Source organism: Streptomyces sp. NPDC057445, assembly GCF_042802855.1.
Lineage (GTDB): Bacteria > Actinomycetota > Actinomycetes > Streptomycetales > Streptomycetaceae > Streptomyces.
On record NZ_JBHVDH010000016.1, the window covers coordinates 1 to 22,488 of the forward strand.

At 70.3% G+C, this 22,488-nt stretch carries 24 protein-coding genes; 10 read left to right on the forward strand and 14 right to left on the reverse strand.

Going from position 1 to position 22,488, the window contains the following annotated elements; translation table 11 throughout:
- Window positions 1-280 precede the first annotated feature (280 nt).
- Window positions 281-922, reverse strand: a complete 642-nt coding sequence (locus tag ACFU5O_RS26880; RefSeq protein WP_384244471.1) for a DNA-3-methyladenine glycosylase — start codon at window positions 920-922, stop codon at window positions 281-283.
- 84 nt (window positions 923-1,006) lie between these two features.
- Here ACFU5O_RS26880 and ACFU5O_RS26885 point away from each other — a divergent pair, with 84 nt between their 5' ends.
- The 3 genes from ACFU5O_RS26885 (at window position 1,007) to ACFU5O_RS26895 (ending at window position 3,088) form a co-directional block, all read left to right on the forward strand.
- The gene (locus ACFU5O_RS26885) at window positions 1,007-1,789 is read left to right on the forward strand and encodes a sporulation protein (protein ID WP_384244473.1); all 783 of its coding nucleotides are present in this window, start codon (window positions 1,007-1,009) and stop codon (window positions 1,787-1,789) included.
- A 53-nt stretch (window positions 1,790-1,842) separates the two neighbouring features.
- Window positions 1,843-2,376 (forward strand): YbhB/YbcL family Raf kinase inhibitor-like protein, encoded by a 534-nt coding sequence (locus ACFU5O_RS26890; protein WP_384244474.1) that lies wholly within the window; start codon window positions 1,843-1,845, stop codon window positions 2,374-2,376.
- Window positions 2,377-2,557: 181 nt separating this feature from the next.
- Complete coding sequence (locus tag ACFU5O_RS26895) at window positions 2,558-3,088, forward strand: HNH endonuclease (protein WP_384244476.1); 531 nt, start codon at window positions 2,558-2,560, stop codon at window positions 3,086-3,088.
- A gap of 62 nt (window positions 3,089-3,150) precedes the next feature.
- On the opposite strand, the gene ACFU5O_RS26900 is transcribed toward ACFU5O_RS26895, so the two are convergent.
- The 4 genes from ACFU5O_RS26900 to ACFU5O_RS26915 form a co-directional block, all read right to left on the reverse strand.
- Complete coding sequence (locus ACFU5O_RS26900) at window positions 3,151-3,927, reverse strand: sulfite exporter TauE/SafE family protein (RefSeq protein WP_384244477.1); 777 nt, start codon at window positions 3,925-3,927, stop codon at window positions 3,151-3,153.
- Between the two features lie 80 nt (window positions 3,928-4,007).
- A complete protein-coding gene (locus ACFU5O_RS26905; protein ID WP_384244479.1) occupies window positions 4,008-4,970 on the reverse strand; it encodes an SPFH domain-containing protein in 963 nt (320 codons plus the stop codon).
- A 102-nt stretch (window positions 4,971-5,072) separates the two neighbouring features.
- Window positions 5,073-5,501: an NfeD family protein gene (locus tag ACFU5O_RS26910; protein WP_384244480.1), complete on the reverse strand. Its 429-nt coding sequence runs from the start codon at window positions 5,499-5,501 to the stop codon at window positions 5,073-5,075.
- A 73-nt stretch (window positions 5,502-5,574) separates the two neighbouring features.
- The gene (locus ACFU5O_RS26915) at window positions 5,575-6,366 is read right to left on the reverse strand and encodes an ABC transporter ATP-binding protein (RefSeq protein WP_384244481.1); all 792 of its coding nucleotides are present in this window, start codon (window positions 6,364-6,366) and stop codon (window positions 5,575-5,577) included.
- Between the two features lie 132 nt (window positions 6,367-6,498).
- On the opposite strand from ACFU5O_RS26915, the gene ACFU5O_RS26920 reads away from it, so the two are divergent.
- Window positions 6,499-7,293, forward strand: coding sequence for a hypothetical protein (locus ACFU5O_RS26920; protein ID WP_384244483.1), 795 nt, complete (start codon window positions 6,499-6,501; stop codon window positions 7,291-7,293).
- A 73-nt stretch (window positions 7,294-7,366) separates the two neighbouring features.
- Here ACFU5O_RS26920 and ACFU5O_RS26925 read toward each other — a convergent pair whose 3' ends face one another.
- The 3 genes from ACFU5O_RS26925 to ACFU5O_RS26935 all read right to left on the reverse strand — a co-directional run bounded on the left by ACFU5O_RS26925 (window position 7,367) and on the right by ACFU5O_RS26935 (window position 9,637).
- Window positions 7,367-7,609: a chaplin gene (locus tag ACFU5O_RS26925; RefSeq protein WP_384244485.1), complete on the reverse strand. Its 243-nt coding sequence runs from the start codon at window positions 7,607-7,609 to the stop codon at window positions 7,367-7,369.
- A 173-nt stretch (window positions 7,610-7,782) separates the two neighbouring features.
- On the reverse strand, window positions 7,783-8,412 hold the full coding sequence (locus ACFU5O_RS26930) for a response regulator (protein WP_384244656.1): 630 nt from the start codon (window positions 8,410-8,412) through the stop codon (window positions 7,783-7,785).
- A gap of 61 nt (window positions 8,413-8,473) precedes the next feature.
- Window positions 8,474-9,637 (reverse strand): GAF domain-containing sensor histidine kinase, encoded by a 1,164-nt coding sequence (locus ACFU5O_RS26935; RefSeq protein ID WP_384244486.1) that lies wholly within the window; start codon window positions 9,635-9,637, stop codon window positions 8,474-8,476.
- 171 nt (window positions 9,638-9,808) lie between these two features.
- Here ACFU5O_RS26935 and ACFU5O_RS26940 point away from each other — a divergent pair, with 171 nt between their 5' ends.
- The 3 genes from ACFU5O_RS26940 to ACFU5O_RS26950 all read left to right on the forward strand — a co-directional run bounded on the left by ACFU5O_RS26940 (window position 9,809) and on the right by ACFU5O_RS26950 (window position 12,632).
- The gene (locus ACFU5O_RS26940) at window positions 9,809-10,513 is read left to right on the forward strand and encodes an SDR family NAD(P)-dependent oxidoreductase (RefSeq protein WP_384244488.1); all 705 of its coding nucleotides are present in this window, start codon (window positions 9,809-9,811) and stop codon (window positions 10,511-10,513) included.
- Window positions 10,510-11,604 carry an S-adenosylmethionine:tRNA ribosyltransferase-isomerase gene (locus ACFU5O_RS26945; protein WP_384244489.1) on the forward strand — a complete coding sequence of 365 codons (1,095 nt, stop codon included), beginning with the start codon at window positions 10,510-10,512 and terminating at the stop codon, window positions 11,602-11,604. Before ACFU5O_RS26940 ends, ACFU5O_RS26945 begins: the two co-directional genes overlap by 4 nt.
- A gap of 278 nt (window positions 11,605-11,882) precedes the next feature.
- Window positions 11,883-12,632, forward strand: a complete 750-nt coding sequence (locus ACFU5O_RS26950) for a transglycosylase SLT domain-containing protein (protein ID WP_384244490.1) — start codon at window positions 11,883-11,885, stop codon at window positions 12,630-12,632.
- A gap of 102 nt (window positions 12,633-12,734) precedes the next feature.
- On the opposite strand, the gene ACFU5O_RS26955 is transcribed toward ACFU5O_RS26950, so the two are convergent.
- The gene (locus tag ACFU5O_RS26955; RefSeq protein WP_384244492.1) at window positions 12,735-15,260 is read right to left on the reverse strand and encodes an FHA domain-containing protein; all 2,526 of its coding nucleotides are present in this window, start codon (window positions 15,258-15,260) and stop codon (window positions 12,735-12,737) included.
- A gap of 232 nt (window positions 15,261-15,492) precedes the next feature.
- On the opposite strand from ACFU5O_RS26955, the gene ACFU5O_RS26960 reads away from it, so the two are divergent.
- Window positions 15,493-17,262, forward strand: a complete 1,770-nt coding sequence (locus ACFU5O_RS26960) for a streptophobe family protein (RefSeq protein ID WP_384244493.1) — start codon at window positions 15,493-15,495, stop codon at window positions 17,260-17,262.
- Window positions 17,263-17,483: 221 nt separating this feature from the next.
- Window positions 17,484-18,698, forward strand: coding sequence for a phosphoserine phosphatase SerB (gene serB, locus ACFU5O_RS26965; RefSeq protein WP_384244494.1), 1,215 nt, complete (start codon window positions 17,484-17,486; stop codon window positions 18,696-18,698).
- A gap of 119 nt (window positions 18,699-18,817) precedes the next feature.
- Here serB and ACFU5O_RS26970 read toward each other — a convergent pair whose 3' ends face one another.
- From ACFU5O_RS26970 to ACFU5O_RS26985, 4 genes are all read right to left on the reverse strand, one after another.
- Window positions 18,818-19,369, reverse strand: coding sequence for a SixA phosphatase family protein (locus tag ACFU5O_RS26970; protein ID WP_384244496.1), 552 nt, complete (start codon window positions 19,367-19,369; stop codon window positions 18,818-18,820).
- A gap of 87 nt (window positions 19,370-19,456) precedes the next feature.
- Entirely contained in the window at window positions 19,457-19,663 is a 207-nt protein-coding gene (locus tag ACFU5O_RS26975; RefSeq protein WP_384244497.1) for a hypothetical protein, read from the reverse strand.
- 151 nt (window positions 19,664-19,814) lie between these two features.
- A complete protein-coding gene (locus ACFU5O_RS26980; protein ID WP_384244498.1) occupies window positions 19,815-19,931 on the reverse strand; it encodes an SGM_5486 family transporter-associated protein in 117 nt (38 codons plus the stop codon).
- Between the two features lie 4 nt (window positions 19,932-19,935).
- Entirely contained in the window at window positions 19,936-21,249 is a 1,314-nt protein-coding gene (locus ACFU5O_RS26985) for a CynX/NimT family MFS transporter (RefSeq protein WP_384244500.1), read from the reverse strand.
- 101 nt (window positions 21,250-21,350) lie between these two features.
- Here ACFU5O_RS26985 and ACFU5O_RS26990 point away from each other — a divergent pair, with 101 nt between their 5' ends.
- Entirely contained in the window at window positions 21,351-22,070 is a 720-nt protein-coding gene (locus ACFU5O_RS26990; RefSeq protein ID WP_384244501.1) for a FadR/GntR family transcriptional regulator, read from the forward strand.
- On the opposite strand, the gene ACFU5O_RS26995 is transcribed toward ACFU5O_RS26990, so the two are convergent.
- Entirely contained in the window at window positions 22,067-22,405 is a 339-nt protein-coding gene (locus tag ACFU5O_RS26995; protein WP_384244502.1) for a hypothetical protein, read from the reverse strand. The two genes, ACFU5O_RS26990 and ACFU5O_RS26995, sit on opposite strands and share 4 nt — an antisense overlap.
- Between the last annotated feature and the right edge of the window lie 83 nt (window positions 22,406-22,488).

Sequence of the window (22,488 nt, forward strand, 5' to 3'; positions counted from 1 at the left end):
CTTTCGTGTTTCCAACCTTACCAGATTCATTTTCCGTTCCGTTCCCGGTTCGGATTCTGTTTCCGGTGGCCGTTGGAGGGCCTTTGCCTTTCGGCGTGTTCACTACGTTAGCCGATTTCTCCGCCGGCTCATAATCGAGCCGATCGGGATAAATTTCGGCATGCCGAAATCGCACCCGGTTTGGGTTGATCGAAAGTAGTGGATGGCCACTTCGGGGGCTGTAGAACAGCAGTCCCTGTTCAAGCGGCTCGGGCTACGTTAGGCGTCTCGAAACGCCGAGTCAAGTTGACCTACGGCGTGGCGCGTGGGGCCGATAGGGACTGACGGTGGGGTCGTCGCTGATCCAGTAGCGCCAGGGATGGCCGGCGCCCTCGCCGCCCACTCCGGTGCGCGGGCCGTTGCGTACCTGTTCAGAGGTGGCGGGCGTGCCGGTCAGGATGCGCAGCGGGGCGCCGGGGCCGGCGCAGACGTCGGTGCCGTCGAGGGCGCGGTCGATGTCGAGAGCAGTGGCCAGACGGGCCGGACCCTTGGCCAGTTCCATGTCATTTCTGGCTGAGATTCGACGTTTGCGGGCGAGGTGGGTGCCCTCCAGGACCTCACCCGCGCGCAGCAGGATCCCGCTCGCCATGCCCGCGGGGCCGCACACCAGATTGAGGCAGTGCCACATGCCGTACGTGAAGTAGACGTACGCGTGTCCGGGGGGACCGAACATCACTCCGTTGCGGGCGGTACGGCCGCGATAGGCGTGGGAGCCCGGGTCGGCCTCGCCCGCGTACGCCTCTACTTCCGTCAGCCGCAGCTCGATGGGGCCGTCGTCCGTCAGCCGTACCAGCGTGCGGCCGAGGAGCTCGGGGGCGACGTCGAGGACCGGGCGGTCGAAGAAGTCCCGTGGCAGGGGCATACGGTCGGGGCTCTCGATCATGCGGTAGGAGGGTACTCGCCCCCGTCGGGGAACCGGCTACCGTCGTCGCGCGTATGTAGAGGTCAGAACCAAGGAGGAATGAACATGGGCTTCAAGAAGCTGCTCGCCAGCCTGGGTGCCGGCGGTGCGTCCGTCGAGACGGAGCTGACCGAGGTGAACGTCGTTCCGGGCGGCGTCGTCCAGGGTGAGGTGCGGATCCAGGGCGGTTCGGTCGATCAGCAGATCGAGGGGCTGTCCGTCGGTCTGCAGGCCCGCGTGGAGGTCGAGGGCGGCGACCAGGAGGTGAAGCAGGACATCGAGTTCACCAAGCAGCGTCTCGGTGGCGCCTTCGAGGTGAAGGCCGGTGCCGTCCATGTGGTGCCGTTCGGTCTGGAGATCCCCTGGGAGACCCCGATCACCACCATCGCGGGGCAGCAGCTGCGCGGGATGGACATCGGTGTGACCACCGAGCTCGAGATCGCGCGGGCCGTGGACTCCGGTGACCTGGACCGCATCAATGTGCACCCGCTGCCGGCCCAGCAGGCCGTCCTCGATGCGTTCATCCAGCTGGGCTTCCGCTTCAAGAGCGCGGACATGGAGCGTGGGCACATCCGCGGTACGCGCCAGCGGCTGCCGTTCTACCAGGAGATCGAGTTCCTGCCGCCGCAGCAGTACCGCGGCCTGAACCAGGTCGAGCTGACCTTCGTCGCCGACGACCGGGAGATGGACGTCGTGCTGGAGATGGACAAGAAGCCGGGCCTGTTCAGTGAGGGCAGCGACTCGTACCGGGCGTTCCAGGTGGACCTGCACAACTTCCAGGGGACTGATTACGCCGCCTACCTCAACCAGTGGCTCGCCGATGTCGGCGGCCGTCGTAACTGGCTCTAGGCTCGGTGCTGTAGGCGCTCAGAGCGCAGGAACACCGATTCGGAGGTTCAGACGTGACCGAGGCGAAAAGGGCTCCGCTGCCTCATGACTTCCATCCGCCGGTGCCGTCGTTCACGGTGACGAGTCCCGATGTCGAGCCCGGAGCCTTCCTGAAGGACGCCCAGGTCCATTCGGCAGGTAACACCTCGCCGGCGCTGCGGTGGGAGGGCTTCCCCGCGGAGACGAAGAGCTTCGCGGTGACGTGCTTCGACCCGGACGCCCCGACGGGCAGCGGGTTCTGGCACTGGGTGCTGTTCGACATTCCGGCGTCGGTGACCGAGCTGCCTGCGGGTGCGGGCAGCGGGAAGTTCGTGGGGCTGCCCGAGGGCGCCGTACATGTCCGTAACGACTACGGGTCGAAGGACTTCGGCGGGGCCGCGCCGCCTCCGGGGGACGGGCCGCACCGCTATGTCTTCACGGTGTACGCGGTGGACCAGGAGAAGCTGGGTCCCGGTGACGATGTGTCGCCGGCGGTCGTGGGCTTCAACCTGAGGTTCCATGCGCTGGCGCGCGCCCAGATCGTCGGTGAGTACGAGAACCGCGGGTAGTCCTGGCTGGTTCCGAGGGATTTGCCTGTTGTTTGCCCGCTCCTGGTCCTGGAGAGATCAGGAGCGGGCATCTTTCGTTGTGCGCGGATATTGCGTTGTCCATCGCGGCGTGCCCGGCCAGAGTTGATCCCAGCCCAGAGCCCGCCACAAGGGCTGGGCCGGCACACGGGAGGTGGGCACAATGCGGGACACACTGGTCCTCAATGCGAGCTTCGAGCCGCTGTCGACGGTGACGCTCAACCGTGCGGTGGTGCTCGTCCTGCAGGACAAGGCCGTCGTCGAGCAGGCCCACCCCGCCCTCCTTGTCCGCGCGGCTGCGGTCGAGCTGCCGGTTCCCCGGGTGATCAGGCTCTGCAGATACGTACGGGTGCCGTTCCGAAGACAGGCGCCGTGGTCGAGGCGTGGTGTGCTGGTGCGCGACCAGCACCGGTGCGCGTACTGCGGAAGGCGTGCCACGACGGTGGACCATGTGGTGCCCCGCTCGCGGGGTGGTGCGGACAGCTGGTTGAACACCGTCGCGTCGTGTGCCGAGGACAACCACCGCAAGGCGGACCGTACGCCGGAGCAGGCGGGAATGCCGCTGCTGCACGAGCCCTTCGTACCGACTCCGGCGGACGCGATGTTGCTGGCGCTGCGGTCGGGCGAGCGGTCGGAGCTCCCTGTGTGGCTGGCGCGGCACGCGTCGCAGCCGGCTCCCCGCACCGCGGCGTAGGGCCCTGAGGGTCCGGTGGACGTACGGAAGCCCGCCTCCCCCGGGAGGCGGGCTTCCGTCTCTCAGCGCAGCAGGAGCTGGACGACGGCGACCGTACCCACGATGACGATCACGGTCCGCAGTACCAGCGGGGAGAGCTTGCGGCCCACCTTGGCGCCGATCTGGCCGCCGATGGACGAGCCGACCGCGATCAGCAGCGCGGCAGTCCAGTCGATCTCGGCGACGAAGACGAAGAAGAGCGCGGCGACGGTGTTGACGATCGCGGCGAGGACGTTCTTGACGGCGTTGAGGCGCTGGAGGCTGTCGTCGAGCAGGATGCCCATCAGGGAGAGGTAGATGATCCCCTGGGCTGCGGTGAAGTAGCCGCCGTAGACGCTGGCGAGCATCAGGGCGGTGAAGAGGAGCGGTCCGCCGTCGGGGTGGGGGTCCTTGGACGTGCCGAGTTCGCGGCGGCGCTGGACGGCCCTGGAGATCCGCGGCTGGAGGACGACGAGGACGAGGGCCAGCGTCACCAGGACGGGCACGATGGTCTCGAAGGCCGTCGAGGGCAGCAGGAGCAGCAGCATCGCCCCGCCCAGGCCGCCGATGAGGGCGGCGAGGCCGAGGCGCATGACGCGCCGGCGCTGGCCGGTGAGCTCCTCTCGGTAGCCGATGGCTCCGCTGATCGCGCCCGGTATCAGCCCGATGGCGTTGGAGACGGTCGCGGTGACCGGGGGGAGACCGGTGGCCAGCAGCACGGGGAAGGTGATGAGTGTGCCCGAGCCGACGATGGCGTTGATCGTGCCCGCCGCCGTACCGGCCGTGAAGATCGCGAGAACTTCCCAGATGGACAAAGCCATCTCCTCACATGATCAGGGTGTCGCCTCCCCGCCATGAAGGTCGAGGGGCCGCACCGATCATGCACGACTGCGTGTATGAGTCAGTCGATGGGGGGCTGTTCGCGTCGCTCGCTGCCGCCGCCCTGCGGTGGGATGTTGCCGCCGTTGTTGCCGTTGTTGCCGGACAGAGGGCCGCCGAAGCTGCCGATGGCGCCTGAGAGGCCCTTGAGCGCGTCGCCGATCTCGCTGGGCACGATCCAGAGCTTGTTGGCGTCGCCCTCCGCGATCTTCGGGAGCATCTGGAGGTACTGGTAGGAGAGCAGCTTCTGGTCGGGGTCTCCGGCGTGGATGGACTCGAAGACCGTACGGATCGCCTGGGCCTCGCCCTCGGCGCGCAGGGCGGCGGCCTTGGCCTCACCTTCGGCACGCAGGATCGCGGACTGCTTCTCACCCTCGGCCGTGAGGATCTGTGACTGGCGGATGCCTTCGGCGGTGAGGATCGCTGCGCGCTTGTCGCGGTCGGCGCGCATCTGCTTCTCCATCGAGTCCTGGATGGAGGTCGGGGGCTCGATGGCTTTGAGCTCGACGCGGTTGACGCGGATGCCCCACTTGCCGGTGGCCTCGTCCAGGACGCCGCGCAGCGCTGCGTTGATCTCCTCGCGGGAGGTCAGGGTCCGCTCCAGGTCCATGCCGCCGATGATGTTGCGCAGCGTGGTGACGGTGAGCTGCTCGATCGCCTGGATGTAGCTGGCCACCTCGTACGTCGCCGCCCTGGCGTCCGTCACCTGGTAGTAGATGACGGTGTCGATGTTGACGACGAGGTTGTCCTGGGTGATGACCGGCTGGGGCGGGAACGGGACGACCTGTTCACGCAGGTCGATCCGGTTGCGGATCGAGTCGATGAACGGGACCACGATGTTCAGGCCCGCGTTGAGCGTGCGGGTGTAGCGGCCGAAGCGTTCGACGATGGCGGCGCTGGCCTGCGGGATGACCTGGATCGTCTTGATCAGGGCGATGAAGACAAGCACCACCAGAATGACCAGGACGATGATGATCGATGGCATCGTGCTTCCCATGCCCTTCGCTGCCGGACGAGTCTGATGATCAAGCTTCCCAGACCGCGGGCGGTCGTGGGAGCGGTTCGGTCACATACTTATGACGAGTGCTCACATGACCACGGCGGTCGCCCCGTCGATCTCGACCACGTCGACCTGCTCGCCGGGTTCGAAGGCGCGCTCGGTGTCCAGTGCTCGTGCGGACCAGACCTCCCCCGCGAGCTTGATACGGCCGCCGTTGCCGTCGACGCGTTCCAGGACGACGGCCTGACGGCCTCTCAGCGCGTCGATCCCGGTGGCCAGCCCGGGGCGCTGCGAGCTGTGGCGGGCCGCGATGGGCCGTACGACCGCGATGAGCGCGACCGACACCGCGGCGAAGACCACCACTTGGGTCACCACGCCGAAGCCGAGGCCGGCGGTGACGGCCCCCGCCACGGCTCCGGCGGAGAGCATGCCGAATTCGGGCATGGCGGTGAGCACGAGCGGGATACCCAGTCCCACCGCTGCGATGAGCCACCACACCCATGCGTCGATGTCCACACGGGCATGGTAGGTCCGTGGACGCCTGCCCGGACAGGGCGCGATCGTGAACTGCCGTCCGGGCGGGGCGGGATCAGGAGAGCGGGAGCCCCTGGGCCGACCAGCGCTCGCCGTTGCGCTCGACGAGTAGCGGCAGGCCGAAGCAGAGGGAGAGGTTGCGGGAAGTCAGCTCGGTCTCCATGGGGCCGGCGGCGAGCACCTTACCCTGACGGATCATCAGGACGTGGGTGAAGCCGGGGGCGATCTCCTCGACATGGTGGGTAACCATGATCATGGAGGGGGCGTACGGGTCGCGCGCGAGGCGTCCGAGGCGGCGCACCAGGTCCTCGCGGCCGCCGAGGTCGAGGCCGGCGGCGGGCTCGTCGAGGAGGAGCAGCTCGGGGTCGGTCATCAGGGCGCGGGCGATGAGGGTGCGCTTGCGCTCGCCCTCGGAGAGGGTGCCGAACTTGCGGTCCAGGTAGTCGGACATGCCGAGGCGGTCGAGGAAGGCGCGGGCGCGCTCCTCGTCGACGGCTTCGTAGTTCTCGTGCCAGCCGGCGGTCATGCCGTAGGCGGCGGTGAGGACGGTCTGCAGGACGGTCTGGCGCTTGGGCATCTTTTCGGCCATCGCGATGCCCGCCATGCCGATGCGGGGACGGAGCTCGAACACGTCGACCTTGCCCAACCGGTCGCCGAGAACGGTGGCGGCGCCGGCGGTGGGGAAGAGGTAGCTGGAGGCGATGTTGAGGAGAGTGGTCTTGCCCGCGCCGTTGGGGCCGAGGATCACCCAGCGCTCGCCCTCCTTGACCGACCAGGAGACGTCATCCACCAGAGCGCGTCCGTCGCGGACCACGGATACGTCCACCAGCTCCAGTACATCGCTCATGAGCGCGTTGTCTCCCCATGCAATCGTCGAGAGGTCTCGGGAGTCGTCGTGCCTGTGGGCGCGGCTCCCAGGGAAAACCTACGCCACCGGCCGGGTGGCCCGGTGGCCCGGTCCGGTACCTAGGCTGGGTCCATGCTCTCGGAACCACGCTCAGGACGGCTGGCCGCATGGGGAAATGCCCTTTTGGCCGGGTTTGTATCACCGGATGACGCGGTGCATGCGATTGTCGGGGACGACGCGGTGCACCGTGTGGAAGGGCTGCCGGGTGAGGCGGGCCCGGTCGGACTCACGCTGGCGCTGGGGCGGCTGCGCGGGCTCGGTGTGAACGGCTTCCGCGTCGCCCTGCCGGCGCCGGGGCATCCGCTGGGGCTCAGCGGGCCGCCGGAGTTCAATGCACGCGCCCTGGAGGCGCAGGAGGCTGCCGTCGGCCACGGGGCGGCGTACGGGCTGGTGCCGGAGGTGCACGAGGCGGGGCCTGCCGGCGATGTGCATGTGCAGGTGGTCTGGCGCTGTCTGCCGGTACGGGAGGGTCCGCCCGCCGATGTGCCGTCGCTCGGGGAGGCGGAGCGCGAGCTCGCGGAGGCGCTGCGGGAGGCGACAGCGGTGCTGTCGCGGCTCGATGTGGCGGGTTCGGGTCCGGTCGCGGAGGCCGCGGTGGACGCGTACAGGGCGCGTGCCGAGGCGGGTGCGGCCCGGGATGTGCTGGCCCCGGGCTATCCGCCGCGTGCGGTGCGGGTGCTGGAGCTGGCTCGGCGGGTGGGGCTGCTGATCTCGCTGGCGTCCGGGAACGGGCACGGCGGGGCGGTGAGCGCATCCGAGATGGCAGCGCGGGGCGAGGCGCTGCGGCCGGTGGAACGGGTGGCGCGGCGCGCCCAGGTGGCCGCGTACAACGCGTATGTGGAGGAGCGTGAGCGGGGACGGCCGTGACGCGACCGGACCCCGGGCGATCATGCCCGGGGTCCGGTGGTCATGGCCTTGCCGTGGGAGCCCCGGAGGACGGTCAGCCGTTGACGCCCAGGTTGCCGAACGCCGGGTTGAGCGCACCGATGACGTTGACGGTGTTGCCCACTGCGTTGACCGGGACGTGGACCGGGACCTGAACCAGGTTGCCGGAGCCGACACCCGGGGAGTTCACGGCCTGGCCGCCCGCGTGCGCGCTGGTGGCGGAGGCGGCGCCCGCCGCGGCGGCGACGAGGCCACCGGCGACCATGGAGACGGCAACGGCCTTCTTCAGGTTCTTCACTTCAGGATCCTCCTGGTCATGGCTGCGACGGGGTCGCCGCAGTACGCCATGGAGAACGCCGGGCCGCCGATCCGGATACGCCATGTGGGCGACATACACACGACGGTATGAATCTCACACCTGGAGGGAACCGGTCGGGCCGGCACCCGCAGCGACCTGCTGAAACGTTCTGATCAGCCAGCGAGCCCATGGCGGACCGCCCAGAGCGCCGCCTGCGTACGGTCCGCCAGATCCAGTTTCATCAGAATGTTCGACACATGGGTCTTCACCGTCTTCTCGGAGAGGACCAGGGCGCGGGCGATCTCACGGTTGGAACGGCCGTCGGCGATCAGGCCGAGCACTTCCCGCTCCCGCTCGGTCAGTGATGTGCCCCTCCCCTGCCCGGTGCCCGGCTCGTCCTGCGAGAGCAGCGCGACGGCCACCTCGGGCTGCAGCAGCACATGGCCCGCGTGGACCGAACGGATCGCGCGGGCCAGCGCCTCCGGGTCCACGTCCTTGTACACGTAGCCGGACGCGCCCGCACGCAGCGCGGGGACCACGGTGCGCTGCTCGGTGAAGCTCGTCACCACGAGCACCTTCGCGGGGTTGGCGAGCGCGCGGAGCTTGCGCAGGGCCTCGATCCCGTCGGTGCCGGGCATCTTCACATCCATCAGGACGACGTCCGGCTTGAGCTCTTCGGCGCGGGTCACTCCCTCGTCGCCGTCCGCGGCTTCGCCCACGACCTCGATGTCGTCCTGTACCTCGAGGAAGGTACGCAGGCCCCGGCGGACGACCTGGTGGTCGTCCACCAGCAGCACGCGGATGGACCGCCCGTCTTCCGCCGCCGTCCTTCCGGCGAACCGCTGCGCGCTGCCCCTTTCCTTCTCAGCCACCGGGGACCTCCATCTCGATCATCGTGCCCTTCCCGGGCGCCGACTCCACCATGAGTGTGCCGCCGACGCCGCTCGCCCGGTCCCGCATCGAGACAAGACCGAGGTGGCGGCCGGCCCTGCGGACAGAGCCGGGCTCGAAGCCCTTGCCGTCGTCCGTGACGGTGAGGACAGCGCCCGGACCGCGCCGGACCAGGCTGACGGCCACCAGTTCTGCGCCCGAGTGCCGCAGGGCGTTGTGGAGGGCCTCCTGGGCCACCCGCAGCAGGGCCTCCTCCTGCGACGCGGGCAGAGCGCGCACTCCGCCGCTGTCGAAGGTGACGTGGGCGGTGTGGGCACGGTCGAGCACCTGGATCTGCGTACGGAGCGTATTGACGAGGCCGTCCTCGTCGAGGGCCGCGGGGCGCAGTTCGACGACGGCGGCCCGCAGTTCGTCCGCGGCCTCGGCCGCGAGGACAGCGACCTGTTGCAGCTCGCCCTTGGCGCGGCCCGGGTCGCGGTCCACGAGAGCGGCGGCCGCCTGGGCGGTCAGCCGGAGTGAGAAGAGCTTCTGGCTGACGGCGTCATGGAGCTCATGGGCGAGGCGGGAGCGCTCCTCGGCGATGGTGAGCTCACGGCTGCGCTCGTACAGCCGGGCGTTGGTGAGGGCTATCGCGGCGTGCTGGGCGAGGATCGAGAGCAGTTCCTCGTCGTCCTCCGTGAAGCCGCAGCCGTTCCCCCGCGCGACCGGGGTCCCGGAGCCGGAGCATCTCTTGTTGGCGAGGAAGAGCGCGCCGATCGTCTCGTCGCCGTCCTTGATGGGAAGGCCCAGGAAGTCCGACATATCGGGGTGGGCGGAGGGCCAGCCCTCGAACCGGGGGTCCTTGCGCACATCCGCGAGCCGCTCCGTCCTCGCGTCCCTGAGCATCGCGGCGAGGATGCCGTGCTGGCGCGGCAGCGGTCCGATCGCCCGCCACTGCTCGTCGCTGACGCCGTCGACGACGAACTGGGCGAAACCACCGTGGTCGTCCGGCACGCCGAGGGCCGCGTACTCGGCGTCCAGCAGCTCACGGGCCGAGGCGACGATCGTCTTCAGGACGTCGCGCACCTCGAGATGCCTGCTCATCGCGAGGAGGGCGGTGCTCACGGCGGCGAGGCCGGAGCTCGGTCGATGGCTCATGAGATCACCGTACCGGCGCGATGTGACCGTGCGTATCGGCCTGTGGACGGCCGCTGCCTGGACCTGGGGACGTAGGTCGAAGTGCCCTGGCCGGTACGGCCCCGGGGACGAGGTGGCCGGGAGGGCCCCGGATCCACTCTGGGGGCACCGGAATCAGAGGGGACGGAAGTCATGCCTGTCGCGATCATCACGGGTGGGTCGAAGGGGCTGGGGCGTGCGCTGGGCGCGGCGCTCGCGCAGCGCGGCTGGGATCTGGTGCTGGACGCCCGGACGGCGGCCGTGCTGGAGGAGACCGCAGCCGCGCTGGAGCGGCACGGGACGCGGGTCGTGGCACTGCCGGGGGACGTCACGGACGCGGGGCACCGCGCGGACCTGGTCGCCGCCGCCCGGGACCTCGGCTCCCTCGATCTGCTGGTCAGCAATGCGAGCGCGCTGGGCGCCGAGCCGCTGCTGCGGCTGTCCGAGCTGCCTCTGGAGGGCCTGCGCGCGGCGCTGGAGACGAATGTGGTGGCGGCGCTCGGGCTCGTGCAGACGGCGCTGCCGCTCCTGCGGACGGGCTCGGCCGGTACGCCGGGTGCGGTGATCGCGGTGAGCTCCGACGCCGCGGCCGAGGCGTACGGGACGTGGGGCGGCTACGGGGCGTCGAAGGCGGCGCTGGACCAGCTCTCCGCGGTCCTCGCGGTGGAGGAGCCGTCGCTGCGGGTCTGGACGGTTGACCCCGGGGACATGCGGACGGATCTGTACGCGGCTGCCGTGCCCGGTGACGACGAGCCCCGGCCCTCCCCCGAGTCGGTGGTCCCGGGCTTCCTGCGGCTCGTGGAGGAGCGGCCGGTCAGCGGCCGGTACGCGGCGCCTGCGCTGCTGGAGGCCCGGTGAACGTGCTGGAGGCGCTGCGGGTACCGGAGGACAGGTCGGCGCGGGTGCCGGCGGAGCAGCGTGGGAGCGGGCGGGACGACGTACGCCTGATGGTCTCGCGCGGGACGGCGGTGTCGCACCATGCGTTCCGTGAGTTGCCCCGACTGCTGCGGGCCGGGGACGTCCTGGTGGTGAACACGTCGGCGACGCTCCCCGCCGCCGTGGACGGGCGGCTCCGCGCGGAGCGGCTGGTCGTCCACTTCTCCATGCGCGGGGACGGGAGGCGCGCCGAGTCGGACTCCGGCGGAGTCCGGTGGGCGGTGGAGCTGCGCACCCCGGACGGTGCGGGGAGCACACGGCCGAGGGCGGGCGGCCCTGCGGGGGCGCGGATACGCCTGCCGGGAGGCGGCAGGCTGGTGCTCGAGGAGCCTCTGGCACCGGGCTCGGACCGGCTGTGGTGGGCTTCCGTGTCCGTTTCCGTGCCGGATCTGATGAAGCGGTACGGCAGGCCCATCCGGTACGGCTACACGGAACGGGACCAGCCGCTGTCCGCGTATCAGACGGTCTTCGCGCTGCCCTCGCCCGACGGCTCGGGTTCGGCGGAGATGCCGAGCGCGGCGCGTCCCTTCACCGAGCGCCTGGTCGCGGAGCTGGTGCGCCGTGGTGTGCAGTTCGCCCCGATCTCGCTGCACACGGGCGTGGCCTCTGCCGAGGCGCACGAGCCGCCGTACCCGGAGCGCTTCGAGGTGCCTGCCACCACCGCGTGGCTGGTGAACGCCGCCCGTGCCGGTGGGGGCAGGATCATCGCGGTCGGGACGACAGCGGTACGGGCGCTGGAGTCGGCGGCCGGGCCCGGCGGGGCCGTGCGCGCGGCCTCGGGCTGGACCGGTCTCGTCGTCACTCCCGCACGGGGGGTGCGGGCCGTCGACGGGCTGCTGACCGGCCTGCACGAGCCGCAGGCCTCGCACCTGCTGATGCTGGAGGCGATCGCCGGGCGGGAGGCGCTGGCGGGCAGTTACGCCGAGGCACTACGGGGTCTCTACCTCTGGCACGAGTTCGGGGACGTGCATCTCATCCTGCCGGGGGACACCGATCACACCTCGCATTGCTGAAGCAACTCTAGGTGAGTCCGGTGCGATGCCGATGTGAGCCCTGGCATAGGACCCACATCACTTACGAAGCTCGCTAGTGGATACATAAAGGACATCTGAGCAGCGCAATGGTGATGACATGTCCTATTTTGCGGCTTCCGGGCCTACTATGGAGGATCGTACGTCACACCTTTGCCACAGGATTTTGCGGCCGTTAAGAATTGCGTTCGTCGCCGCCGAGAAGGCGCAGAGCCGCCCCGGCCTCCGCGACTCCCGCTATTCGAAGAGGTACGTCTCGCATGTTCGCGTCCCGCACTTCCGGTTCCGCTCGCCTGTCCAAGACCCATAAGTTCTCGATCGCCGGTGTGGCCGCCGTTGGCGCCTCGGCTCTCGCGTTCTCCCTCGTCCCGGGCAACGCCTCCGCACAGACCGAGCCCCAGACGCAGGCTGTCTCTTCGTCCAGCGTCGCCTGGTCCACCGGCGTCGACACGGCGAAGGCCGCCGCTCTGCAGGCGAGCATCGCCAACCAGTCCTCCTTCGTCGACGCCAAGGCCAAGCTGGATGCCAAGACCAAGGCCGACGCCGCCGCCGCGCTGAAGGCCAAGGCCGAGGCCCAGGCCGCCGCCAAGGCGAAGGCCGCTGCCGCCACCAAGGCCAAGGCCCAGGCCGCCGCCAAGCAGCGCGCCGAGCAGGCCGCCAGCCGCGCCGCCGCCCGTAAGCCCGTCTACGCCAACAACCTGGACGGCTGGATCCGCGAGTCCCTGGACATCATGAAGAAGCACAACATCCCGGGCACCTACGAGGGCATCCACCGCAACATCATGCGTGAGTCCTCCGGCAACCCCCGTGCCATCAACAACTGGGACATCAACGCCATCAACGGTGTCCCCTCGAAGGGTCTGCTGCAGATCATCAAGCCGACCTTCGACACGTACCACGTCGCCGGCACCGCCTGGGACCAGTACGACCCGGTCGCCAACATCGTCGCCTCCTGCAACTACGCGGCCGACCGCTACGGCTCGATGGACAACGTGAACAGCGCCTACTGACGGACGCTGTCAAGCCGGAGGGCCGAAGAGCCGGGGCCCGGCGCAACGCCGGAGGGCGGCACCCATCGCGGGTGCCGCCCTCGGCGTATGTGCGGGTCCTGACTACTTGCGCATGACCTCCGGCTCGTGGCGGCGCAGCAGACGCGCCACCGCGAAGCCGCAGGCGATGCCGATGAGCAGCAGGATGGTGATGTTGACGCCCCACTGTCCGGCCGTGTGCTCCCACAGCGGGTCCAGGTCCTGGGGGTTCTTCGGGTCCCACGGCGGCATCAGGTGTGCGAGGTCGAGGGTCGCCCCGGCGGCGGCGATGGCCCAGCGGGACGGCATCAGCCAGGCGAACTGCTCCAGGCCGGGCGAGCCGTACACCTGGAACAGGATGCCGGTGAAGACGACCTGGACGATCGCGAACATGACGAGCAGCGGCATCGTCTTCTCCGCGGTCTTCACCAGCGAGGAGATGACGAGGCCGAACATCATCGAGGTGAAGCCGAGCGCGGTGATCGTGACGCAGAGCTCGACGGCGGGCGGCATGATCAGGCCCTCTTCGGGCAGCTCGCGGGTGGCGAAGCCGATGGCGCAGATGATGACGCCCTGGAGGGCGGTGATCATGCCGAGCACGAACACCTTGGACATCAGATACGCCGACCGGGACAGGCCGGTGGCCCGCTCCCGTTCGTAGATGACCCGTTCCTTGATCAGCTCTCGCACCGAGTTGGCTGCGCCGGAGAAGCACATGCCGACCGCGAGGATCAGCATGATCGTGCCGGCGTCGCCGTTGAACCGGGACGGGGGCTTCGGCGGAGCCAGGCCGAAGTCGGCCGGGATGACCACGCTGACCACGCCGAGGACGGCCGGCAGCACGACCATCAGGCCCAGGAAGCCCTTGTCGGACGCGATGACAGAGACATAGCGGCGGATCAGGGTCCACAGCTGGGATCCCCAGCCCTGCGGCTTCGGCGGCTTGGCCGCGGCCTGCGGGGGCATCTGCACCGGCTGGGCGGCCACGGCGTCGATGTCGGCGGCGTACATCTGGTAGTGCTGCGAGCCCTTCCAGCGTCCCGCCCAGTCGTAGTCGCGGTAGTTCTCGAAGGCGGAGAAGACATCGGCCCAGGTTTCGTAGCCGAAGAAGTTCAGCGCCTCCTCCGGCGGGCCGAAGTACGCCACAGAGCCACCGGGGGCCATGACCAGCAGCTTGTCGCAGAGCCCCAGCTCGGCCACCGAGTGGGTGACCACGAGGACCGTGCGGCCGTCGTCGGCGAGGCCGCGCAGCAGCTGCATGACGTCGCGGTCCATGCCAGGGTCGAGACCGGACGTCGGCTCGTCCAGGAATATCAGCGACGGCTTGGTCAGCAGCTCCAGGGCCACTGACACACGCTTGCGCTGGCCACCGGAGAGGGAGGTGACCTTCTTCTCCTTGTGGATGTCGAGCTTGAGCTCGCGCAGCACCTCGTCGATCCGGGCCTCGCGCTCCGCCGGTGCGGTGTCACCGGGGAAGCGGAGCTTCGCGGCGTACCTGAGCGCCTTCTGGACGGTCAGCTCCTTGTGCAGGATGTCGTCCTGCGGGACCAGACCGATGCGCTGGCGCAGCTCGGCGAACTGCTTGTAGAGGCTGCGGTTGTCGTAGAGGACGTCGCCCTCGTTGGCGGGGCGGTAGCCGGTGAGCGCCTTCAGCAGCGTGGACTTGCCGGACCCCGAGGGGCCGATCACGCCGATCAGCGACTTCTCCGGAACACCGAAGGAGACGTCCTTGAGGATCTGCTTGCCGCCGTCGACCGTCACCGTGAGATGACGGGCGGAGAAGGAGATCTCACCGGTGTCGACGAACTCCTCGAGGCGGTCGCCGACGAGCCGGAAGGTCGAGTGGCCGACGCCGACGATGTCGTTGGGGCCGATGAGCGCCGAGCCGGACTTGGCGAGCGGCTGGCCGTTGACGTACGTGCCGTTGTGGGATCCGAGGTCACGGATCTCGAAGCGGCCGTCGGGCGTGGCGTGGAACTCGGCGTGGTGGCGCGAGACCTGCAGGTCGGAGACCACGAGCTCGTTCTCGAGCGCACGGCCGATGCGCATGACACGGCCCAGGGAGAACTGGTGGAACGTGGTCGGGCTGCGGTCGCCGTACACCGGAGGTGCCTGGCCCGGGCCCTGCTGCACGAGTCGCTCGGCGGGGCCCTGCTGATGCGGGATCTGCGCCTGCTGCGGGGCCTGAGCCTGCTGCTGCCAGCTCTGTTGCGGGGCCTGGGCGGACTGCTGCCACTGCGGGGCCTGGGCGGCGGCCTGCTGGGCCTGCTGCGGGGCCGCGCCCTGGGCGCTGTACGCGCCGGCCGCGGAGCCGGACAGGCTCAGCCGCGGCCCGTCGGTGGCGTTGCCGAGGTGCACGGCGGAGCCGGGCCCGATCTCCATCTGATGGATCCGCTGGCCCTGTACATACGTGCCGTTGGTGCTGCCGTGGTCCTCGATGACCCAACTCCGGCCGCCCCAGCTGATCGTGGCGTGCCGCCACGAGACTCTCGCGTCGTCGACCACCAGGTCCCCCTGCGGATCACGTCCGAGGGTGTACGACCTGGACGGGTCGAGAGTCCAGGTCCTTCCGTTCAATTCCAGTACGAGTTCCGGCACTCCATGCCCCACTAGTTGTCCCCCGATGTACCCCCGTCACAGGGAGTCTAGGGATGGCGAACATCGTGAGGAACTATTTCAGGCCCGCTCCCGTATCCGAAAGCCGGGCCTCGGGAAGACGCGTTCAGGCTTGCTCCCGTGTGCCGTTGACGGAGGAGAAACGTACCCGGAGAGTGGTAAGGGCCCATGAGTGCGCACGGATCAGGCACGAAGGGGACAAATCCGTACGGATCGGGGGGTCCTGATGGCGGCCAGCGACGACAAGGACCTTGAGCGCGCGGTGCCATGGGGCGATGCGGTGCTCGCCTCCATCGCCGCCGTGAGCTGGGCGATGGCCGGGATGGCCGGGGCGGCGGCGCTCGGCCTGCATCTGCTGGGCGCCGATTCGAGCGGCTCGCTGGGGCCGATGACCGCGGCGGTGACCGTGCTCGCGATCGGGGGATCCGTCACGCCATCCGGTGATGTGTCCGTGTTCGGCCTGGACGGAGCGGAGGCGTCGACGGCTGTCGACTTCACGCCACTTGGGGTGGGGCTGGTCGGGGCGCTGCTGCTCGCCCACTTCTTCCTGCGGTCGCTGCGTGGGGCGGGCGCATGGATCTCGGGTACGGAACTGGCTGCGCGGGCCGGGGTGTTGGTGGCGCTGTTCCTCGCCGTGGTCGGCGGTCTGGCCTGGGCGGGGCACGACGTCATCACGTTCGACGGCGCCGCGCTGGGGCTCGACGAGCTGCCTGGGGGCGGCGGCGACGGGGGCGGCGGCATCGAGGTACCCGGACTCGGCGACATCGGGGACATCGGGGGGCTGCTGCCGGACCGGCTCGGGGACCTGGTGCAGGCGAAGGCTTCGGTCGGGTTCAGCGTGGACACCGCGGACTCGCTGGCAGGCGCGTTGTTCTGGGTGCTCGGGGTGCTTCTCGTCGCGCTGCTCGCCTCGCGTCGCACGCCGCTGCCGCGCGGCTGGGAAGCGGTTCACCGGGTGGTACGGCCGGCCGCGTCGGCCCTCGTGACGGTCCTGCTGCTCGCCGTGGCGGCGGGGGCCGCGGCAGCGGCCTACGCGGCGGTCGGCGACGAGCACCCCGGGAGGATCGGCGGAGCCGCGTTGCTCGGCGCGCCGAACGGGACGTGGCTGGGCGCCGCTCTGGGGCTCTTCGTTCCCTGGGAGGGCAAGGCGACCGGCGAGCTGGCGAAGGTGCTGCCGGATCCCCTGGACGAACTGTTGCGGGTGTCGACGGCCGAGCCCGTGACAGTGGGACGACTGGCGGAGCTGGACCAGCGGGTGTGGCTGCTGGCGGTGGCCTGCGCGCTGATGATGCTGGGAGCCGGTGTGCTGGCCGCGGTGCGCACGCCGGGGCGGGCGGAGGCCGGCGCGGCGCGGTTCGCGGGACGGTGCGCGGTGTCGCTGGGAGCGATGACGGCGGTGGCGTTGCCGCTGCTGGTGGCTCTGACGGCCGTGTCGGCGGACGCGTCACTCGCGGTTCTCGGGTTCGACGCGTTCGGGGCGGGCATCGAGCTGCACGGGCACCTGGGGACGGCAGCGCTGCTGGGGGCGTCGTGGGGTGCGGCGGCCGGTGGTCTCGGGGCGCTGGCGGCCGGTGCCACCGGTACGGCCGGGCGTCGTGCGGCGGCGTTCGCCGTGGCCGGGCGGACGGTACCGGCCGCGCAGGAGGCGGGGCCGTACCGGCCGTCCGTGCCGTATCGCCCGCCGAACGCCGATACGAACCCGTATCTGCGGTTGCCGGATGTCGGTGTGCACGGGGCGGAGCCCGGCTTACGCAGGGCGGAGCCCGGTGTGCACGGGGCTCCGACGGTGGCGGGGCCGGTCACGCCGCCTCCGTATCCGCCGCGGTATCCACACCTGTCCTCGCCGTCTCCGCCGTCTCCGCCTTCTTCGCCCTCTTCGCCCTCTTCGCCCTCTTCGCCGCGCCCGCCCGGGCGGCAGCAGGGGCCGAGGGAAGGGCCGCAGGACAGGCCGCCGGACGAGCCACCGCCGCCAGGGACACCGCGTACTCGGCGCTGAGGCCGGCGCAGGCGGATTCGTCTCCCCCGGGCCTCACCCGGGTGGACCCGCCCCGCGGAGAAACGACGGCCCCTGAGCCGATGACGCCCCTGCAGGACGGCCTGCCGCAACCTGGGCGCCACCCGCCTGACGCCCCTGCGAAACGGCGGCAGCGCGCACAGTGTCCGGTACGCGGGACGGGGCGGCGGGCGGCACCGAGTGCCCGATAACGTGGGAGCACCATGAGCGCATCGCAGCCCCCACAGACCTCCGACGTCCCCACCCTCCTCGTCAAGATCTTCGGGAAGGACCGTCCCGGGATCACGGCCGGGCTCTTCGACACCCTCGCCGCCTTCTCCGTCGACGTGGTCGACATCGAGCAGGTCGTCACGCGTGGCCGTATCACCCTGTGCGCCCTCGTCACGGAGCCGTCGCTCGGGACCGAGGGCGAGCTGCGGTCCACCGTGCACAGCTGGGCCGAGTCGCTCAGACTGCAGGCGGAGATCATCTCGGGCACGGGCGACAACCGGCCCCGTGGCAGCGGCCGTTCGCATGTCACCGTGCTCGGGCATCCGCTGACGGCAGAGTCCACGGCCGCCATAGCGTCGAGGATCACCGGGGCCGGCGGCAACATCGACCGGATCTTCCGGCTGGCGAAGTATCCGGTGACCGCCGTGGAGTTCGCGGTGTCCGGCTGTGAGACCGAGCCGCTGCGCACCGCGCTCGCCACCGAGGCCGCGGAGATCGGCGTGGACGTCGCCGTCGTGTCCGCCGGGCTGCACCGCAGGGCGCAGCGGCTGGTGGTCATGGATGTGGACTCCACCGTCATCCAGGACGAGGTCATCGAGCTGTTCGCGGCCCACGCCGGCTGCGAGGACCAGGTCGCCGAGGTGACGGCGGCCGCGATGCGCGGGGAGCTGGACTTCGAACAGTCGCTGCACGCGCGCGTGGCCCTGCTGGCCGGGCTCGACGCCTCGGTGGTCGACAAGGTGCGTACGGAGGTACGGCTCACCAGCGGCGCCCGCACACTGATCCGCACGCTGAAGCGGCTCGGCTATCAAGTCGGCATCGTGTCGGGCGGGTTCACCCAGGTCACGGACGATCTCAAGGAGCGTCTCGGCCTCGACTTCGCGTCCGCCAACACGCTGGAGATCGTGGACGGGAAGCTGACCGGCCGGGTCACCGGCGAGATCGTGGACCGGGCGGGCAAGGCGCGGCTGCTGCGCCGGTTCGCTTCGGAGGCGGGCGTACCGCTGGCGCAGACGGTCGCGATCGGCGACGGCGCCAACGACCTGGACATGCTGAACGCCGCGGGGCTCGGTGTCGCCTTCAACGCCAAGCCGGTGGTGCGCAAGGCCGCCGACACCGCGGTGAACGTGCCGTTCCTCGACGCCGTGCTGTATCTGCTGGGGATCACGCGCGAGGAGGTCGAGGCGGCGGACGTCGTCGACCACTGAGACACATGACGGCACGCGACGGCATCGGAACCGGCCCGGCCCCAGGACCGGGTCGTGCCATGAGCCGGCCCCGGGCGCGGAGCGCGTACCGGGGCCGATTCGTCTGCCGTGCGGGGCGGTTACTCGTGCGGGGCCCAGTAGTCGAGGAGCCTGCCCGATCCGTGCTCGACGGACTTCCACGAGCCCGAGAAGCCGATGACGGCGTAGGCGGCGGTCGGGAAGCCGCCCCGGCTCATTCTGGCCAGCGCATCGCCCTCCACCTGGCCCGCGAGGGCGTCGGCGAGAGCGTGCATCCCCGGGTTGTGGCCGACCAGGAGGAGGTCGCCGACATCGTCCGGGGTCTCGTTGAGCAGCGCGAGGAGCTCGCCGAGAGAGGCATCGTAGAGCCGGTCCTCGTAGACCGTGCGCGGGCGCTGCGGCAGCTCGTGGACGGCCAGCTTCCAGGTCTCGCGTGTCCTCACCGCGGTCGAGCACAGGGCCAGGTCGAAGGCGATACCGGTGTCCGCGAGCTTGCGGCCGGCGACGGCGGCCTCCGAGCGGCCCCGCTCGGCGAGCGGCCGCTCATGGTCCGACACCTGGGGCCAGTCGGCCTTCGCGTGGCGGAGCAGGACGATCCTTCGGGTTTCGGGGGCTCCGGGGAGCGTCTCCCCGGAGAACTCAGCGGCGCTCATGCTCCCCAGCTTCGCATGAAATCAGCCATCGGGCGCAGGGTGTTGATGGGCACGACCGTCAGGGGTGACGCACGGCCGACGGGCGCGTCAGGAGCCGGTCAGGGTCTGGATGCGGTCCAGGATGAACCCGACCGAGGGCTCGCCGGTGGCGGCGTGGGCATCACCGGACGCCGTCATCAGCACGAGCAGCGCGGCAAAGGCGATCACCGGCAGGGCGACGGCCCACCACGGCAGGCGTATGTCGACGCCGCCGGCGGCCTGGGGATGGGACCGGGTGTGCGTACGGGCCGACATGGCCGCCTCCGTGGGGTCTGAAGGTGGACTGCTGGGCTCGGTCGCCGAGCTGCTTCAAACCTACGGATCATGGGCCCGGTGTCCCATCCGGTGAGCCACCCACTTCACCCTGACACTGGCCCCCTAGGGGATGGTGGTGCGGGCCCTACCGTCAGGGCGCCGCGATCGTGGCGATGATGCCGATGACCACGCCGATGGCGATCATCGCGCCGAAGATGAGCAGAAGCTTCTTCTGGCCGTTCTGGGGGTTCGGATCGAGCACTGGCATGCGTTCAGTCTCGCATCCCGGCTTCGTCCTCGACCGTCCGGTCCCGGCCGGCCAGGCTGCCGACGACGACCTGCGGCACCAGGAGCCCCGCCATCAGCGCGAGCGGCAGTCCCCAGCCTCCGCTGTGGTCGTAGAGGGCGCCGACCAGCGTCGGTCCCGGGATGGAGATCAGATAACCGGTGCTCTGGGCGAATGCGGACAGCCGCACGACACCCGTGCCGGTCCGCGCGCGCATGCCGATCATCGTCAGGGCGAGCGGGAACGCGCAGTTGGAGATGCCCAGCAGCAGCGCCCAGGCCCAGGCGCCGGCGGCCGGTGCGAAGAACAGGCCCGCGTAGCCGGTCAGCCCGCAGGCGCCGAGTGCGACGACGATCGGGGCCTGGTTCCTCAGCCTGGTGGCCAGCCGCGGGATCACGAAGGCGAGCGGTACACCCATCACCATCGTCACGGCGAGCAGCACCCCGGCCGTGCCTGCCGGGACCCCGGCGTCGCGGAAGATCTGCGGCATCCAGCCCATGGTGATGTACGCGCCGGTGGCCTGGAGACCGAAGAATCCGGCCAGGGCCCAGGCGGTACGGCTGCGCGTGATGCGCATGGCGGGCAGCGGCGCGGGCGCGGTCTGCGCAAGTCCGTCGCGGGCGGCCGGCTGCGTGACGGCCGCTGTGTCCCGGCCCCTGTCGCGCAGCAGCACGATCCACGGCAGTACGGCGACGGCGGCGAGGCCGGCCCACACGGCGAGACCGGCGCGCCAACTGCCGCCCAGGGCCTCGGTCATGGGCACGGTCGAGGCCGCTGCCGCCGCGGTGCCGAGCGAGAGCGCCATGGAGTAGAGCCCGGTGACGCTGCCGATGCGGTCGGGGAAGTACCGCTTGACGATCACCGGCATCAGGACGTTGCTGACGGCGATGCCCATCAGGGCGAGGGCGCTGGCGGCGAGGAACCCCGGAGTGCCGCCGACGAAGGGTCGTATGAGCAGACCCGCGGCGATCGCCGCCATACCCGCGCAGATGATCGCGGCGGGGCCGAAGCGGCGGGCGAGCCTGGGCGCGGTGAGCCCGAAGACGGCGAAGCAGAGCGTCGGCACGGAGGTCAGCACTCCGGCCACGCTGCCGCTCATGCCGAGGCCGTGCTGCACCTCTTCGAGGAGGGCGCCGAGGCTGGTGATCGCGGGGCGGAGGTTGAGCGCGGCGAGTACGAGACCGGCAAGCACGAACGGGGTGAGCCGGACCGGGGTACTCGCCGCGGGAGAATCGATGGATACGGCCGGTGTACGGGTGGCCGTGGCGGCGGGGCTCGGGGTCCGGGTCTCGTGCGGCATGGAGCCATCATAGAATCATGGGATGATTGATTGTCCAATCCCGTACGAGTTTCGCGGGCAGGCCTTACGCTGACACGCCGACAAGAAGCACAAGGAGCACCATGGCGCTGACCTCTCCCCGGCGTTCCGCTCTCTCGGACCAGGTGATCACCGAGCTGCGGAACCAGATCACCTCGGGCGCCTGGCCCGTGGGCTCACGGATCCCGACCGAGCCCGAGCTCGTCGAGCAGCTGGGCGTCGCCCGCAACACGGTGCGCGAGGCGGTCCGCGCGCTCGCCCACAACGGCCTCCTGGACATCCGCCAGGGCTCGGGCACCTATGTGGCGGCGACGAGCGAACTGGCCGGGGTGATGCACCGCAGGTTCGCCGACGCCGACCCGCGCCATATCGCGGAGGTGCGGTGCACCCTCGAGTCCTCGGCGGCGCGGCTGGCGGCCGCGCACCGTACGGAACGGGATCTCAAGCAGCTGGAAGCCCTGCTGGCGCGGCGTGAGGACGCCTGGGAGTCGGGTGAGGCGGAGGCGTTCGTCACGGCCGATGCCACGTTCCACCTGGCCGTGGTCGCCGCGTCCCACAACGACGTACTGACCGGGCTCTACGCGGACCTGGGCGATCTGCTGCGCGACTGGCTCCGGGACGACGTGGGGCACGAGCTGCGCCCGGAGAACCACATGGACCATGCGCGGCTCGTCGAGGCGATCCGCGCGGGCGACGGGGACACGGCGGCGTCGGAGGCGGCGAGCTACCCCTTCATGTGCCTGCGGACGCCGTCCGAGGACCGGCAGAAGGCCGTCCAGGGCCACGGGACTGTCCAGGCCTAGGGAACGCGGACGTGGCTCACCCACGCGCCGGCTATCTCCTTCCAGCAGCGCTCGGTGAGCGTGGCATAGGCGGTGGGGGCGACATCCACGGGGCGGCTGTCCGCGTCGAGGTCCCACCACATCTGGCACTCGACGTGCAGCTGGACCCGGTCGGTGTCGAGATAGGGGTTACGGCAGTACGCCGTGGCACGGGAGCCGTCGACGACGACATCGCAGGCGGCCCCGAAAGGCCGGGGTGCGGGATCTTCCCGGGGAAGGGAGGCCGCGGTGGACGCCGGCAGGAACAGCGCGGCCAGCGCCCCCAGTACGGACGCATAACACCAGGTCGTACGCACAAGCAGACCTCCTCGGCCGTACGGCGGCACAAGCCGCTGCTGCACCACAAGGGAGGGATTGCCTCTCCAGCCTCACCCGGCCG